This window comes from Clostridium sp., assembly GCF_047718555.1.
GTDB lineage: Bacteria > Bacillota > Clostridia > Clostridiales > Clostridiaceae > Clostridium_I.
This window is the reverse complement of sequence record NZ_JBDNRK010000034.1, coordinates 25,200-42,016: the sequence shown is the minus strand read 5'-3', so window position 1 is coordinate 42,016 and position 16,817 is coordinate 25,200. Positions and strand designations below refer to the sequence as shown.

At 30.5% G+C, this 16,817-nt stretch carries 13 protein-coding genes and 1 pseudogene; 13 read left to right on the top strand and 1 reads right to left on the bottom strand.

What is annotated here, in order from left to right:
• Positions 1–75: 75 nt before the first annotated feature.
• From ABF633_RS13715 to ABF633_RS13665, 11 genes and pseudogenes are all read left to right on the top strand, one after another.
• A complete protein-coding gene (locus tag ABF633_RS13715) occupies positions 76–2,112 on the top strand; it encodes a metallophosphoesterase (RefSeq protein WP_415524451.1) in 2,037 nt (678 codons plus the stop codon).
• A 251-nt stretch (positions 2,113–2,363) separates the two neighbouring features.
• Positions 2,364–3,590: an efflux RND transporter periplasmic adaptor subunit gene (locus tag ABF633_RS13710; protein ID WP_415524450.1), complete on the top strand. Its 1,227-nt coding sequence runs from the start codon at positions 2,364–2,366 to the stop codon at positions 3,588–3,590.
• A 46-nt stretch (positions 3,591–3,636) separates the two neighbouring features.
• On the top strand, positions 3,637–4,353 hold the full coding sequence (locus ABF633_RS13705; RefSeq protein WP_415524449.1) for an ABC transporter ATP-binding protein: 717 nt from the start codon (positions 3,637–3,639) through the stop codon (positions 4,351–4,353).
• The gene (locus ABF633_RS13700) at positions 4,350–5,546 is read left to right on the top strand and encodes an ABC transporter permease (RefSeq protein ID WP_415524448.1); all 1,197 of its coding nucleotides are present in this window, start codon (positions 4,350–4,352) and stop codon (positions 5,544–5,546) included. The genes ABF633_RS13705 and ABF633_RS13700 overlap by 4 nt, the downstream gene beginning before the upstream one ends.
• Before the next feature lie 32 nt (positions 5,547–5,578).
• A pseudogene (locus ABF633_RS13695) lies at positions 5,579–5,800 on the top strand (glycosyltransferase); the annotation flags it as partial.
• 293 nt (positions 5,801–6,093) lie between these two features.
• On the top strand, positions 6,094–6,849 hold the full coding sequence (locus tag ABF633_RS13690) for a hypothetical protein (RefSeq protein ID WP_415524447.1): 756 nt from the start codon (positions 6,094–6,096) through the stop codon (positions 6,847–6,849).
• A 352-nt stretch (positions 6,850–7,201) separates the two neighbouring features.
• Positions 7,202–8,113, top strand: a complete 912-nt coding sequence (gene nadA / locus ABF633_RS13685; RefSeq protein ID WP_415524446.1) for a quinolinate synthase NadA — start codon at positions 7,202–7,204, stop codon at positions 8,111–8,113.
• Position 8,114: 1 nt separating this feature from the next.
• A complete protein-coding gene (locus tag ABF633_RS13680) occupies positions 8,115–9,419 on the top strand; it encodes an L-aspartate oxidase (RefSeq protein ID WP_415524445.1) in 1,305 nt (434 codons plus the stop codon).
• The gene (gene nadC, locus ABF633_RS13675; protein WP_415524444.1) at positions 9,400–10,236 is read left to right on the top strand and encodes a carboxylating nicotinate-nucleotide diphosphorylase; all 837 of its coding nucleotides are present in this window, start codon (positions 9,400–9,402) and stop codon (positions 10,234–10,236) included. Before ABF633_RS13680 ends, nadC begins: the two co-directional genes overlap by 20 nt.
• 545 nt (positions 10,237–10,781) lie before the next feature.
• Positions 10,782–12,161 carry a radical SAM protein gene (locus ABF633_RS13670; RefSeq protein WP_415524443.1) on the top strand — a complete coding sequence of 460 codons (1,380 nt, stop codon included), beginning with the start codon at positions 10,782–10,784 and terminating at the stop codon, positions 12,159–12,161.
• 394 nt (positions 12,162–12,555) lie between these two features.
• Complete coding sequence (locus ABF633_RS13665; RefSeq protein ID WP_415524442.1) at positions 12,556–13,833, top strand: ABC transporter substrate-binding protein; 1,278 nt, start codon at positions 12,556–12,558, stop codon at positions 13,831–13,833.
• Positions 13,834–14,164: 331 nt separating this feature from the next.
• Here the strand turns inward: ABF633_RS13665 and ABF633_RS13660 are convergent, their stop codons facing one another.
• Positions 14,165–15,307, bottom strand: a complete 1,143-nt coding sequence (locus tag ABF633_RS13660; protein ID WP_415524441.1) for a glycosyltransferase family 4 protein — start codon at positions 15,305–15,307, stop codon at positions 14,165–14,167.
• Between the two features lie 278 nt (positions 15,308–15,585).
• On the opposite strand from ABF633_RS13660, the gene ABF633_RS13655 reads away from it, so the two are divergent.
• Both ABF633_RS13655 and ABF633_RS13650 read left to right on the top strand, forming a co-directional pair.
• A complete protein-coding gene (locus ABF633_RS13655; protein WP_415524440.1) occupies positions 15,586–16,602 on the top strand; it encodes a CotS family spore coat protein in 1,017 nt (338 codons plus the stop codon).
• Complete coding sequence (locus tag ABF633_RS13650) at positions 16,599–16,811, top strand: hypothetical protein (RefSeq protein ID WP_415524439.1); 213 nt, start codon at positions 16,599–16,601, stop codon at positions 16,809–16,811. The genes ABF633_RS13655 and ABF633_RS13650 overlap by 4 nt, the downstream gene beginning before the upstream one ends.
• The last annotated feature ends 6 nt before the right edge of the window (positions 16,812–16,817 follow it).

Below are 16,817 nucleotides of genomic sequence, written 5' to 3'. Positions count from 1 at the left end.
GGATTCAAAATATTCGTCGCATCTTTGACTTACTATTTATTTTCACATGCCTAAAGTAGAGGGGTAGATTAAAAAATGATAGGTCATAAGAAATTAGCCGCATTAGTTGTAATGCTTACAGTAACACTTTCTGGTTCGCTTGTAACAAGTGGAATAGCAGCTACCAGTCCAACAGGAAATAACACATTAACAGCTGCAGCTACCGACAGTAATAGTAATTTCACTGATATATCACTTTCAGTAGGTTCAAATCCTACAGACTTAAATTTCACATGGTATTCACTAAATAGCAAAGGTACTCCAACAGTTCAGGTGGCATTAAAATCTGATTATAATGGTACAAGCTTCCCAGCTGATAAAGCACGTGTATTCACTGGAACTACTTCATTAGGAAATAACGGTTTTACTTCCTATAAAGTAAATACCAATGGATTTGCAGAATCTACTCAATACGTATATCGTTTAGGTGATGGAACAAATTGGAGTCCGGTGTATAATTACAATACTTATCAAACAAGTCAATATAGTTTCTTCTATATGGGTGATCCACAGATTGGTGCAGGCGGCGATATAGCCAAAGATACTGCTGGTTGGGTAGATACTATGAATAAAGCTACTAAGCAATTTCCTAGCACTAATTTTATGGTTTCAATTGGTGACCAGATAAACAATGGTGGCGAACTTAATGGACAAAGTAATGAATTAGAGTACAGTGGATATTTTGCACCAGACCAGCTTAAGAATATCCCTATTGCAGCAATTGCCGGAAATCATGAAACCTATGGAGCAGGCCATACAACTCATTTTGATGCTCCAAATATGTCAACACAATATGGTAATTTTGCAGGGCAGCCTACTTCAGGAGCAGATTACTATTTTACTTATGGTAACACATTGTTTATGGCTTTAAATAGTAATGATATGAATGAAGCTGAACATGAGCAATTTATGAAAGATGCCATTGCTAAAAATCCAAATGCAACTTGGAAAATAGTACTTATGCATCATTCAATTTATAGTTCTGCAAATCATGAAACTGATTCTGATATTAAACAGAGAAGAATAGATATACCACCAATTATTGATGAACTTGGAATAGACGTAGTCTTAGACGGACATGACCACGAATATACAAGAACTTATCAAATGAAGGGCGGACAAGCTCAGAAAGTTAATGTAGATGCTGAGGGAAGAGTTATAGATCCAGCAGGTACTCTTTATATGACAGTTAACTCTGCCAGCGGAAGTAAGTACTATAAATTACAAGAGCCAAATAATAATTACTATGAAGCTAAGAAAGAGCAACTTCAGGTACCAACCTTCTCCCGTGTTTCTGTAACAAGCAACAGCTTTACAATTACAACTTATAGAACTGATAATATGACAATAACAGATAGTTATACAATTGCTAAAACAACAGCACCTCAGCAGGCAGCTGTAAATGTCAATGATCAAATAAACAACTTACCAAATGCAGATTCTATTTCATTGAACGATGCTGATAAAGTTCAAGCAGCTCGCAATGCTTATAATGCATTAGATGCTAGTCAGCAGAAGTTTATAAGTAATTTAGATAAATTAACTGCTGATGAAAGTAAAATCGCTCAGCTTCAAGCAACAGCAAAACGACAGGCTGATAAGAAAGCAGCAGATGATGCTATTGCAGCAATTAATAATATTCCTGACAATATAGTTTTAGATTCTAATTCAAAGGTTTCAGCTGCACAAGAAGCATACAATGCACTTACTTCTGCTCAGAAGGCACTAGTAACAAATTATGCAAAATTACAAACAGCTGAAGCTACTGTTGCAAAACTTCAACAACCAACTTCAAATGGATCATCATCAGGCAGTAATTCAGGATCAATTTCTTCAGCAGCATCTAACGGAAGTTCATCTAATGGAACTTCAACAAGTACTACACCAACAACTACTTCGGTAGCAACTACTCTTCCAAAGACTGGACAGTTTGTAGATCAAAATGTTCTTATTGCATTGGGAGTATTATTAATTGCTATGGGATCAGCTGTTATGGTAATTTATAAAAAGAAGATAAATTTAAAAGAAACCTGTTCAAGATTTTTTAATTCTTTTAGACATTTAAGAGCATAGTAGAAGAATGTATGGCTCCTCACTTTGGTGAGGAGCCATTATTGCTTTAAGAAAGAAAAAAATTAGTTTGATAAAGATACCTTCGTGTTATATGCATGAAGGTGTCTTTTTTATTTTCAACAATCACATAAATTTCACACAATTATTTGATATTAGTGCAACAATTTCTCACTATAATTAACCTCAGACAGAGATATGAATTAAAAAATAATTATGAAAATTAATAATATAAGATTAGTGGAGGTATAAGAATGAAAAGTAAGTTGATTAAAGCTATTATTGCATGTGTTGTAGTTGCCATGCTTGGTACAGGTGGATATTTTGGATATAAAAATTATTTTGGAAAGAAAACAACAACTACTTCTACAAGATACTATAGTGCTTCGGTTACCAAGATGAATTTAAGTAAAACAGTTCAGGGAACAGGTGCTGTTTACTCAGGTTCTACAAAAGATGTTACACCAAATAATAACGGAACCTTATCGGGGTTAACTGTAAAAACAGGGGATACCGTTAAAGCAGGTCAGACTTTATTTACGGCTAGCAGCAGTGACCTTACTAAAGCTGTGACTACAGCACAAAATAATTTGACAAAGGCTCAGCTTTCATTGTCAACAGATGAAAGTGCAGATAAAGTGGATGCAAATAAAGTAGCTCAGGATAAAATATCTGTAAGTGATGCTGAAGATCAATTAACTACGGCACAAACTGCCTTAAATAGTATAACAGTTACTGCACCTATAGGTGGACTTGTAACTGCAGTAAATAATGTAAATGGAGATACGGTACAAGCTGGAAAAAGTGTACTTACAATACAGAATATGAGTTCATTAAATATTAATGTATCTGTAGATGAGCTTGATATAAATAAGATAGCTCTAAATCAAAAAGCTACTATAAAATTTGATGCTATTTCCGATAAAACCTATAATGGCACAGTGGCATCAATAGCTCAGACGGGTACAACTTCAAACAGTGTAACTACCTATAATGTAGTGGTCACTATAAGTAATCCTGATTCAAATATAAAGCTTGGTATGAATGGTACTGCAACTATTGCTGTACAGAGTAAAGAAAATGCTTTAGTAATTCCGGCAGAGGCATTAGTTGAAACTAATGGTCAGAAGTATGTAAGAGTAGCAGATACCAGTGATTCATCAAGCAGTAGTAATAATAGTGGAAGTTCAAATTCAGCTGCCACAAATGGAAATAGGTCATCTTTTTCAAATAGCGGTGGTAAATTAGTGGCTATAAAAACGGGATTAGAAACTGAAAATTATATAGAAGTAACGGAGGGAGTTAAAGAAGGAGATAAAATTTTAGTTCAGCTGCCACAATCAACTACTACTAACAGCAATAGAAATAACGGCTTTGGTGGTATGGGACAGGGAATGAATGGCGGTATGGGAGGTGGACCTCAAGGAAGCGGGGGAAGCTCTCAAGGTAGAAGCAGTAGTGGCAGCAGCGGAAAAAATTAATGTATTTATTTTATAAATAAAAGATTTCCAAAGGGAGGGAAAATAAATGACAGAGGTTTCAAATGGTAAGGATATAATTAAAATGACTAACATAGAGAAAATATATAAAATGGGAAGTAGTACTTTTAAAGCTTTAAGTGATGTTAATTTAAATATTGCAGAAGGAGAATATGTTGCCATTGTCGGACCGTCAGGTGCTGGAAAATCTACTCTGATGAATATTATAGGATGCCTTGATAAACCCAGCAGGGGAGAATATGTTTTAGATGGTATAAATACCAATTGTAATGATAATAAATTAGCTGAAATAAGAAATAAAAAGATAGGATTTATATTTCAGAACTATAACTTATTACCTAAATTAAATATATTGGAGAATGTGGAACTGCCATTATTATACTTAGGATACCCAAATAATAAATCAAAGGAAAAGGTAAGAGGTGTAATTGAAAAGGTTGGATTGTCCAATCATTTAAAACATAAACCTTCGGAGTTGTCTGGAGGGCAAATGCAAAGAGTTGCCATAGCTAGGGCATTAGTAACGGATCCTCAGATGATTCTTGCAGATGAGCCTACAGGTGCACTTGATAGTAAAACGGGAAAAGAAGTTCTAAAAATGCTAACGGATTTAAATGATGAAGGTAATACTATTGTAATGATTACTCATGATATGGATATAGCTTCTCATGCCAAGAGAATCATCACAGTACGGGATGGGAAAATAATTTCAGATAATTTGAATAAGAGGGAGGTAGGAGCATGAAATTTACAAAACTTGTTAAAATAGCCTTATCCTCTGTATGGAATAATAAAATGCGTTCTTTTCTTACAATGCTTGGTATAATTATTGGTATATCTTCAGTAATTATACTTGTAGGTATAGGTCAGGGAACTCAAAAGGAGGTTAGTGACCAGATTGATAGCTTAGGTACTAACCTCATAACAGCAAATATTATGAGTTCAAAGTCTATAACCATCAGTGATGAAGATTTATCTAGTTTGAAAACTAAGCCGGGAGTTAAAGAAATTGCTCCGCAAATATCTGAATCAAATATAAATGTAAAATCAGGTACTAAATCAAGTACTACAACTTTAGAGGCATCAACGCCTGAATATGTACAAATTAGAAATCTTACAGTAAGTTCTGGAAGGTTTATAACTGAAAGAGATATAACAAACAGATTTAATGTAGCTGTAATAGGAACTGAAACAGCTGAAAATGTTTTTGGAGATACAAATGTAGTAGGAAATAGTATATATGTGAATGGTATAGAATTTACTGTAGTAGGAGTTCTTAAATCAGAAGGTACTTCAAGTTCAGGTTCTAGTGATAATAGAATAATAGTTCCATTAACCTCAGGACAAAGACTTTTAAAGACTGCCAGTGCTAAGACTTATTATATAGAAGCAGATAGTAAGGATACAGTAGATACAGCAATGTCTTATATACAATTATTCTTAGATAAAAAATTTGGTCTTGCTGGAAATTCTACCAGTACAACCACCAATAGTTATTACAGAGTTATGAGTCAAACAAGTCTTTTGGATACTGCTACGTCCACTACTAAGAGCATGACTACCATGCTTGCAGGAGTTGCGGCTATATCACTTGTGGTAGGTGGTATAGGTATTATGAATATAATGCTTGTTTCTGTAGTAGAGAGAACACGAGAAATAGGTACAAGAAAGGCTATTGGAGCTAAAAGAAGAACCATATTGCTACAATTTTTAATTGAAGCAGCAAGTGTAAGTGCAGTAGGTGGAGGTATAGGTGTTTTATTTGGGTATTTAGGAGCATTTATTGGAGAAAAATTCTTTTCTACAACAATTGTTATTTCCAACAATGTTGTACTTGGTTCCTTTATATTCTCTGTAGTAGTAGGTCTGGTATTTGGAATATATCCAGCCAATAAAGCATCTAAATTAAATCCAATAGATGCCCTAAGATTTGAGTAAAATTAAAATTTATTTAAAGTGAAGTGATAAAAATGGAAGATAAAATAATTTATTCTGTTATGGTTCCCTTATATAATGAAGAGCTTGTAATTAATGAAAGTTATAAAAAGTTAGCTTGGGTTATGAATTGTACAAAAGAAAATTATGAAATTGTATTTATAAATGATGGAAGCAAAGATTCTACTAGAATTAAAGTAGAAGATATATGCAGAGAAGATAATAGAATAAAACTTGTAAATTTTTCAAGAAATTATTGATAGTATAATAAATTATAAGGAAGATAAAAATAAACATGAATTAGGTATGTAAAAATAGATAGTAAGTCAAATATACTATCATATTGACGAGTTAGTTATTTGAATATGCCTTAAATACATTGAGATATTGGGATAACAATATGTAAATTTTTGTATTTATTCCTATAACGTATCAAAAGTAATAGGTAAATATTGATAAAATTGCAAATAAAAACTTTTCTATATATTTAATTAATAATTAATCATATTGGTTATAATAACCTCGTAATAAATTATTAGGAGGTAACGATATGATAAAATGTGTAAAAAAAATTGCAGCTATGGCTCTTTGTCTGGCAATAGGAATAAGTGCAACAGCTTATGCTTCTCCTCAAAATAATAACAATACTATTAATAATGAAAATATTAATAATAAGGCTGGCAACGGAGCTAATGAAGGTAATGAGGGTAATGAAGGCAATGAAAGTCATCAACACCATCATAAGGGAAAAGTATTGGAAAAGTTGGGGATAACAAAAGATGAATTGGAAGAAGCAAAGAAATCAGGAAAAAGTTTCTTTGATGTTGCCAAGAAAAAAGGTCATAGTGAGGCAGAAGTAAAAAAAATTATGATAGAAGATAGAAATAATTATATAGATCAGGCAGTTAAGGATAAAAAATTGACCAAGGAAAAAGCCGATCAAATAAAAAATATAGTAAATGAGAAAATAAAAAATTGGAATGGAAGTCTTAAGGATAAAGACAATTCAAGTAATAAAGAAAATGAAGCTGAAGATAATAAAATCCAAAATAATGATTCTAAAAAAGAGTCTAATAGTGGAAATAATGGAGCAAATCAAAATAATGGCAGCCCAAACAATAACAATAACTTGGATAATAGTAGTCAGAATAACAGCAATCAAAACAATAACAACTTAAATAATAGTAACTCCAATAGTAGCAATCCAAATACCAGTAACACAAAAAATAATTCTAAAGATAATAGTTCCAAGGATAATAAATCTCAAAATAATGTATCTAACAATAAATCAAAAAGCACACGATAGAATATATAAAAATTAATTGAGTTTTAGTTCTAATTATTTGCCAAGTAAGTTTCATGACATCGATATTTGTAAATTTACCTATATAATAAGTAAATTTACAAATATCAAATGTATTGTGAATTTACTTGGCAAGTTCGATTTTAGGCATATTCACATAAATAACTAGTCGGTATATTTGCCTTACTATTTATTTTCACATGCCTTATATTATTTTTACAAGAAATTATCAAGATTTTATGATTATGGAGTTGTAAAATTTTATCCTTATATTATTGATAATGCAATTTGATAGTGATATATTTAGTTATAAGTGTATATACAGATGTAAATATAGAACGGAGGACTGTAAATAATGTCTGAATATTTAAATGAAGAAATAAGGAAGCTTAAGGAAAGTAAAAATGCTATAATTTTAGCACATTACTATCAAGTGCCAGAAGTTCAGGATGCTGCTGATTTTGTAGGAGATTCCTTTGAGTTAAGCAGGCGTGCTAAGGAAAATGATGCAGATTTAATAGTATTTTGTGGTGTGAGATTTATGGCAGAGAGTGCTAAAATTTTATCTCCAAATAAAAAAGTGTTGCTTCCAGTTAAGGAAGCAGGTTGTCCAATGGCGGATATGGCAGCAGCTCAGCAGATTATTGATATGAAAAAGGAACATCCTAATGCCAAGGTGGTAACTTATGTAAATTCTTCTGTAGAAGCAAAAGCAGTTTCAGATGTCTGTTGTACTTCATCTAATGCCATAAGGATTGTAAAAAATATAGATGCAGAGGAAATAATATTTGCTCCAGATAAGAATTTGGGCTCTTATATTCAAGAACATGTTCCAGAAAAAAATATCATTTTATGGAATGGCCATTGCTGTGTTCATGACAGAATCAGTGCAGAGGATGTTTTTAGAGCAAAAGAGCAGTGCAATACAGCTAAGGTTTTAGTTCACCCTGAGTGTAGAAAAGAAGTTAGGGATTTAGCGGATTATATAGGAAGTACCAGTGGAATAATTAATTATGCTGGAGAAAGTAACTATGATAAATTTTTAATTGTTACTGAAGAGGGAGTTTTGCATAAACTTAAAAAAGAAAATCCTAATAAAGAGTTCTTTTCAATAAGAGGTATGACCTGTAAAAATATGAAAAAGACATCTTTGGATAATGTATATTGGAGTCTTGATGAAAACTATTATGAAATAAATATAGATGAAGAAATAAGAAGAAAAGCAGCTGCTGCCTTAGAAAATATGCTCATTTTAGGAAGTGATTAAAATGGATATATACACAGATGTTTTAGTAGTTGGATGTGGTGTATCTGGAATGTATTCAGCTTTAAACATAGATAAAAGCTACAGAATAACCATAATTTCAAAATCTAAAACTGAAGAATGTAATACTTATCTTGCTCAAGGTGGAATTTCTTCTGCAAGAGGTATAGATGATATTGATCTTTTTGTTAAAGATACAATGAAAGCGGGAAAAAATAAGAATAATATAGAAGCAGTGAAAGTTTTAGCTGAGGAATCTATAGAAAATATCCATAGATTGATGGAATTTGGAATGGACTTTGACTATAAGGATGGGGAATTGGATTATACTAGAGAAGGTGCCCATAGTATAAATAGAATAGTTCATTCTACAGATGAAACTGGAAAAAGAGTATTTGAAACTCTTTTAGATCAGGTTAAAAAAAGAGATAACATAACTATATATGAGGATACGATTTTAGTAGATATATTGAAGTTTAAAGGAGAATGCTGCGGTGGTATAGTAAAGAGAGATGACAAGGTTGATTTCATACACGCAAAATATGTTATTTTAGCATCTGGTGGTATTGGTGGCTTATTTTCCAATTCAACTAATAGGAGAACTATTACTGGTGATGGCATAGCCATAGCTTTAAAAAATAATATAGAAGTGGAAAATCTGGAATATGTACAATTTCATCCTACTGCATTGTATGAAGAAGATAATACGGAAGGAAGAAAATTTCTTATTTCAGAATCTTTAAGAGGAGAAGGGGCCAAACTATTTAACATTAATGGGCAGCGTTTCATAAATGAACTTTTGCCAAGAGATGTAGTAGCAGCTAGTATCTGGGATGAGGAAAAAAAGACTAATTCAAAGTTTGTGTATTTAGATGCCAGTTTTATGAAAAGTGAATTTATAATAAATAGATTTCCGGGTATCTACAAAGAATGTAAAAAAAGAGGCATAGATGTGACAAACGACCCCATACCAGTTACTCCGGTACAGCATTATTTTATGGGAGGAATAAAGGTGGATTTAAATTCCAAGACTTCAATGGATAATTTATATGCCTGTGGAGAAGTTAGTTGTACAGGTGTCCACGGGGCTAATAGACTTGCCAGTAATTCTCTTTTGGAGGGTTTGGTGTTTTCTAGAAGAGCAGCTTTAGATATAAATAAATTTATATCTAGTAAAGATATAGCTGATGTAAGTAGAAATATTACTATAAAAGAGGCAGATGAATTAATAGACTCAAATTTAAAGTGTGTACTCAGTGAATTTAAAAAAGTATTAGGAGAAAAAAAACATGAACTCATTAACAATTGATAATATAATAATTAATGCCCTTAAAGAAGATGGTGCTTATGATGATATCACTACAAAATCTATTGTAAATGTAGAGGACAGATGTAAGGTAGATTTAATAGCAAAAGAAGATGGTATTCTATGTGGAATAGAAGTATTTAAAAGAGTATTTGAAATTTTAGGAGACACGTCAGTGGAGTTTTTTACTATGGATGGGGAAAAGATAAGAAATGGACAGGTAATTGGTAAAATTGAAGGATTAACTTTAAGCGTACTTAGTGGTGAAAGAGTAGCCTTAAATATTTTGCAGAGAATGAGCGGAGTAGCAACTCTAACTAGCAGATTTGTGGAAAAATTACAGGGTACTAAGGCTAAGTTACTGGACACAAGAAAGACTACCCCTAATTTTAGAATATTAGAAAGATATGCAGTTAAGGTTGGTGGTGGAGAAAATCATAGGTATAATCTAAGTGATGGTGTTCTTATCAAAGATAATCATATAGATGCTGCTGGAGGAATAAAAAATGCTATAGATATGACTCGAAAATATGTTTCCTTTGTCAAGAAGATAGAGGTTGAAACTGAGAGCTTAGAACAAGTAGAAGAGGCTCTTTTAGCCAAGGCAGATATAATAATGCTGGACAATATGAAACTGGATACAATAAGGAAAGCCTTAAGTATAATTGATGGGAGAGCCCTCACTGAGGTATCTGGCAATGTAGATCTTGAAAGCATAAGATCTATAGCTGAAACTGGAGTTGACTATATATCTACAGGTTACATAACTCATTCATATAAAGTACTTGATTTAAGTATGAAGAATCTAATATTAATTTAATGGGATAATGTCCCTATTTATCTAATAAAAAAAGAGTAAGGTATATCTAAAACTGTACTGTGGATATACCTTATTATTGTTATCTAAAAAAATAATATTTATTTTTTACTTATATGTATTATTTTACAATAAAAGTAGTATAATAATGGTATGAATTTAAACTAGCTAGTGGAATTTAAGATAAATAATGAAAAAATTTTAAAGATTCTTTAAAACTACTTAAAATTTTTAAAAAACTGTTTACATCCAATAAAATAGAGCCTTGAATGGATTTCAATATTTTTACATTTCATGCATATGATTATAAGTTTGCTTTTAATATGAAGAAAGCTAGAGAAATTTGAAGCATTTCAATGGTAATACCAGGTTATGTGAAATTTATTTCATATTTATAAGATTATGAAGTAGTATAGGATTTGTAAAAATGTCGAATTGGAATATAATAGTTTTATAGAAGAGATGGTACTATCTAATCTAACAACTTTTTAATAGCCTGTAGGATACATGAGTTCTATTTACTATTAAGTTTGTGAGGAGGATTTTTCATGAGTGTTATTAATTCAGTAGAAAAGGGTCTAAAAAATACGTTAGTTAATACTATCGTTGATATTTTAGATAAAAATCCTGAGAAGAATGTTGATAGGATTTTTGCTCTAATAAAGAAAGCAATTAAAGACCCAGATGAGAAGGCTCAAATAGACTTTGTATGTGATTACTATAATGAAAACCAACATATACATGATTTTGTACAAAATATATTGAAAACTACAAATAAGAATTGCATAAAGAAATTCTTTATTAATTTCTTTGCAAACGCTGCATGGTTTGGAGCTCCTATAAGAGATAGTCTTAAAGAGGAAGGCGGCAGCGTGCCATTCATAATTCTTTTAAGCCCTTCAATGAGATGTAACCTAAGATGTACAGGATGTTATGCTGGTAATTATAGCAAAGAAGATGATATACCTAGAGAAGAAGTAGAAAGAATCATAAGTGAAGCAAGAGATCTTGGAATTTATTATATGGTAATACTCGGTGGAGAGCCATTTATAAATAAATACATGTTAGACGTATATGAGAAGTTTAATGATGTTATGTTTACACCATTTACTAATGGTACAATGTTTACTCCTGAAGTAGCTGATAGATTACAAAAGCTTGGTAACGTAATTCCGATGTTTTCACTTGAAGGTTTTGAAAAGGAAACTGATGCAAGAAGAGGCAAAGGGGTATTTAAATCTGTTATGAAGGGCATGGATCTTTTGAAAGAAAGAGGAGTCCTATTTGGGGTTTCTTCAGCAACTGCCACAAATAATTTAGACGTAGTTACTTCAGATGAATTTATAGATATGTTAATAGAAAAAGGATCAAAAATGAGCTGGTATTTCATGTATATGCCAATTGGTGAAAAACCAGATATCAGCGCTATGCTTACACCAGAACAGAGATTGAGACTTGGAGAAAGAACAAGGGCAATAAGAACTGAAAAGCCTTATTTTACTATAGATTTCTTTAATGACTCACCTTATGTTGGTGGTTGTATCGCTGGAAAATATTACTGTCACATCAATTCAAATGAAGATGTAGAACCATGTATTTTCTCACATTTTGCAGCTTATAATGTTAAGGGCAAGCCTTTAAAAGAAGCATTTAAGACAGAATACTTTAAAGAGATAAGAAGCAGACAGCCATACAATAAAAATCTGTTATTACCATGTATGATGATAGATAATACAAATCAAATAAGAGAAATTGTTAAAAAGACAGGAGCATATCCAACTCATCCAAGTGCAGCTAAGATGATAGAGGATCCTTTGTTTATGAAACAATTAGATAATCTTTCAGCAAAATTTAAACCAGAAGCAGAGAAAGCTTGGAAAGAAGTTTTCAATGAAGAAGGAAATTACAAAATGTCTAAAGTGGATTAATTAATAGTTTATATAAGTAGATAAAAATATTCCCTAATATAAATGATCATTTATATTAGGGAATATTTTGTTTAAAGTTTAACATGGTTATTAGTAAAATAACAATTTATAGCTATGGACATTTTAAACATATAAACTTAAAATTAATATATACAGTATATTTAACTCATTAGTTTTATCCGATGACTAGCCGCTGTAATATCCCATCGCACTCTGTGAAAGTGATTCACACAAAATCAAAGATTTTGGTTCTCTACTTTTCTAAAGGTGGAGATAACAGCGACACGTCCCTGGATAATTTATCTAAACTCAGTGGAAATACAAGCTCCTACTGAGTAAGATTCATTGATCAATATACTTTAACTAAAATTTTCTTAAACTGGGAGAAACATTTATGAAAAAAATAATTATTATATTAACTATAGTTTTTATGAGTATGAGCTTAGTTTCTTGTGATGCTAAATCTAAAAATAACAGCATGGAGGAAATGAAAGGAAAAGTAAATATATGGACAACAGATGCAAATGAGGCTTTAATAAGTGATGCTATAGTATTATTTAAGAAAAAATATCCCAATGTAGATGTAAATATATCTACTTTAGCTGAGGATAAATTCGAAGATAATTTATCTAGCAGCTTAAAAGAAAAAATTAATTTGCCTGATATCGTAGTAATGAGAGACAAAAATGTACCTTTAATAATAAATAAATTTGAAAGTAGTTTTTTAGATACATCATCAATACCTCAATTTAATAAAGATATATTTATTAAAAATCAAATAAATAACAGTACATATAAAAATAAAGTTTATGCTGTACCACTATATGTGGAACCAACATTTATGCTTTACAGAGAAGATATACTTGGAAGTTTAAATATAAAATCAGAGGATATTAAAACCTGGCAGCAATATATAGACATTGGAGTTAATCTAGTAAAGTCCAATGGTAAGTTTATGCTCTCTTCAGATTATCTTAATAACGGAACTATCTACGATTTAGCATTAAGCCAACTTGGAGCTAATTATTTTAATAAAGATAAAGAAATAGACTTACTTAATGAGAAAGCTGTAAGAGCTGCAGCTCTTTTAAATAATATGTACAATAGTAAAATTTCACAGGATAATAAGGAAAACACTGATAAAATACAATCTTTTGTAAGAGGAGATACAATATCATTAATATGTAATTTAAGCACTATGTATAATATACAAAATAAATATCCGGATTTAAGTGGAAAGTTAAAAGTACAAAAAATACCAGCTTTTGAGCAGGGTGGAAATAGAGATAATATAAATTTTGGAGATAATTTAATGCTTTTAAAAACAAGTAAGAATAATTCTGCTGCCTTAGAATTCACTAAATTTTTAAGTTCTAATGTGGAGTTGTCCACCTATGAATATACCAGGTACGGATTTATGTCTTCTAATATTAATTCTTACACTGATGATAGCTTTTATAAAAAGAATATTTTTTATAATAATGAAAGTTTAGGGAGAATGGCTATAGATGAAATATTAGGGCTTAGAAACATGCAATATAGTTATGATTTTAATGTAATAAGAAATAAAGTATTACAAACTATAATTGATACGTCTATTGGCAGTAAGCCTTTAAATGATAGTTTATATAATTTACAAGCTAGCTTAGAACAGACAGATGAGCTAAAGTAATGTATTAATTTTTTATTGTAAATATTTTAAAAACAATTACAATAAACGTTTACAATATTAAAAAATTGTTTTATAATTTATATGTAACATATAGAGAGAGTTACTAGTTGCAAAAATTTAGGGTTTAATTAAGGGAATATTTGTTTAGGCATCTTTAAAGAAATAATCAGTTATTATGCTAGTCTAGCTAGTAGTTTTGACTTGGTATTCCTTTTGAGATGCCTAAATTGTTTTGAAATTATTGAAGCAAGTTCTTAATTCAGGTGGGGATTCTTTTACCCCATCTGAATTTTAGAACTGCAAATGCATGGCTTACTTGGCGTAAGTCAGGTTAAATTATATTTGAAGATATCTGTGAAATTTTATAAATATTCTCATATACCTTTAATGTATTCTCGGCTGTTTTGAGCCAGGAAAATTCTAGAGAACGTTTCAGTCCTTTAATGGATAAATCCTTTTTTATAACTTCACTAGTAAGGACTTTATAAAGTTTATCTGAAAGCATATCTGTATCAATAGGGTCTATTAGCATAGCACAATTATCAGTCACCTCTGGGATAGAAGTGCTATTTGAAGTTATAACTGGAGTCCCACAGCTCATTGCTTCTAATGGAGGAAGCCCAAAGCCTTCATATAGGGATGGATATACAAATACTTCACAGGAATTATAAAAAATTGGTAAGTCTTCAGTGGGAATAAAATCTGTAAAAATTATATTATTGGAGGTTTTTGAATTACAGCTCATTTTTATTAAATTTTCAATATCATCTTTTTTTGCACCACAAATCACAAGCTTAATATCTTTATTGATTTCATTTGATATCTTTTCATAAGCTTTAATCAAAGAAGATACATTTTTTCTTGCGCTGAAACCACCTACATAAAGTATAAAAGGAGAAATTATATTGTATTTTTTTGCAATATATTCTTTGCAGTTATTCTTGTTTAGAGGCCTATATATACTATCGGCAGCTAAGGGTGTAACGAATATTTTATCAGGACTAATTGGAAAAAACTTTAATATATCCTTTTTGGAGTATTCAGAAACTGTTATTATGGCATTTGCCTCTTCAATAATCCGCGGCATATCTCTTAAAAATTTTAGTAGATAACCTTTACCTACAGTCTCTGGCATAATATATGGAATTAAATCGTGTATTGTTACTATCTTTAAACAATTTATATTCTGTGAAAGTCCTATTCCATTTTGAGATATGTGGTATATATCTATATTATCTTTTTTTATGTCCTTAGGGAAAAAATATTCTTGAAAAAATCTATGATATCTCTTTGATGCCATTCTTATAGTTGTATTATTATTTTTAAATTTTTCATAATTTTCCCCGGACCAATAAAGAACGTATTTATTTAAATTATCTATGGAAATAAGGTTTTTTAAAATATTTTCTGTATAAGTACCTATACCAGTACCTTTATACCAATTTATTCCTCGGGCATCAAATGCAATTCTCATTGAATACACTCCTCAAAAATTGATTAATAAATAATCTTATGGGTTATTAACAAATGCTGTGTAATATAAAATGACAATTATTTTACAGATAATAAATTTATTTTTATATATTCATATTATATTTCCAATATTATTATATGAAATATAAAAATCAGTCAGATTATAATTGTTGTACTTATATTAATAATATTAATCTTCACTAGGAAATGTGCCATCATTCACATAGTTGAAAAAACCTCATATAATAAAGGAGAACAATGCTTATTGGAGGCATAGTTATGGAACTAGAAGCTGTAATAAAGCTAGTAGTTGATAATTATGAAATAAATGTTAATAAAGCAATAAAAATAAAAAATGTTTATAAGCTAGAAGGATACTCTGAGGAATATTGTCTTAAGATTGTTCACTATGAATATGGACACTTTTTATTCATATTGGAAGCAATGAAACATTTAATTAATAGGGGTTTTAACAATATACCTAAAATAATAAAAAATAAAAATGGTGAAGATTATATAAGATTTGGTCAGTATTATGCATTTCTTACCAAATGGGCAATTGCAAGAGAATGTAATTACGATAATCCTTTAGATATAATTTTAGCTGCTTCTACCCTTGCTAGCTTGCATAAAAAAAGTGAAGGCTTTGTTGTAACAGAAGAAATGCATCCAAGATATAACTGGCTTAAATGGAAGCAGGTATTTAGCACGAGAAAAGATGAGATATTGGATTTTAAAAATAGAATTGAAAAAAAAGAAAATAAGACAGAATTTGATTACAAATATAAAAGTATGCTTAGTAGAGAAATTCAGAGAGCTAATATAAGTATAATAGATTTAAATAAAACGGATTATTTTAATAAAATGAAAATGGAAATGAAGAAGAATGGATATTGTCATCATGATTTTGCTCATCATAATGTACTTATAGACAAGGACGAAGATGTAATCATAATAGATTTTGACTATTGCATTTTAGATACGCATCTTCATGATTTATCAAGCCTTTTAATAAGAAAAATGAAAAATGGTAAATGGGATATGAGCGGTGCTATCTATGTATTAGATGCATATAACTCTATATACCCTATAGAAAAAAGCGATATACCTGTTATGACTGCATTTATGGAATTTCCACAGGACTTTTGGCAAGTAGGTATTCAATATTATTGGGAGAAGCAGCCTTGGGGAGAAGAGTTTTTCTTAAATAAATTAAAGAAGATGGAATTAGACATAGATGAAAGACAAGAATTCCTAGAGAAATTTAGAAATTTAAATTACGGAGGTAATATATGAGTAAACGTAAGCATATTGCTGATAATTTAATTGAAACTATAAATGATGATGAACAAAACATAAGTGATTATGATAAAAAAATTGAAGAATTAAGTGAAAGAGTTAAAAGATTAAAGAAGATAAAGAGAAGAACAAAAAAAATAGCAGAACTTGAGGAAAAAGAACATGAGATAATAAAAAAGTTAACGAAACATCACAAATCGAGGTGATTGTCT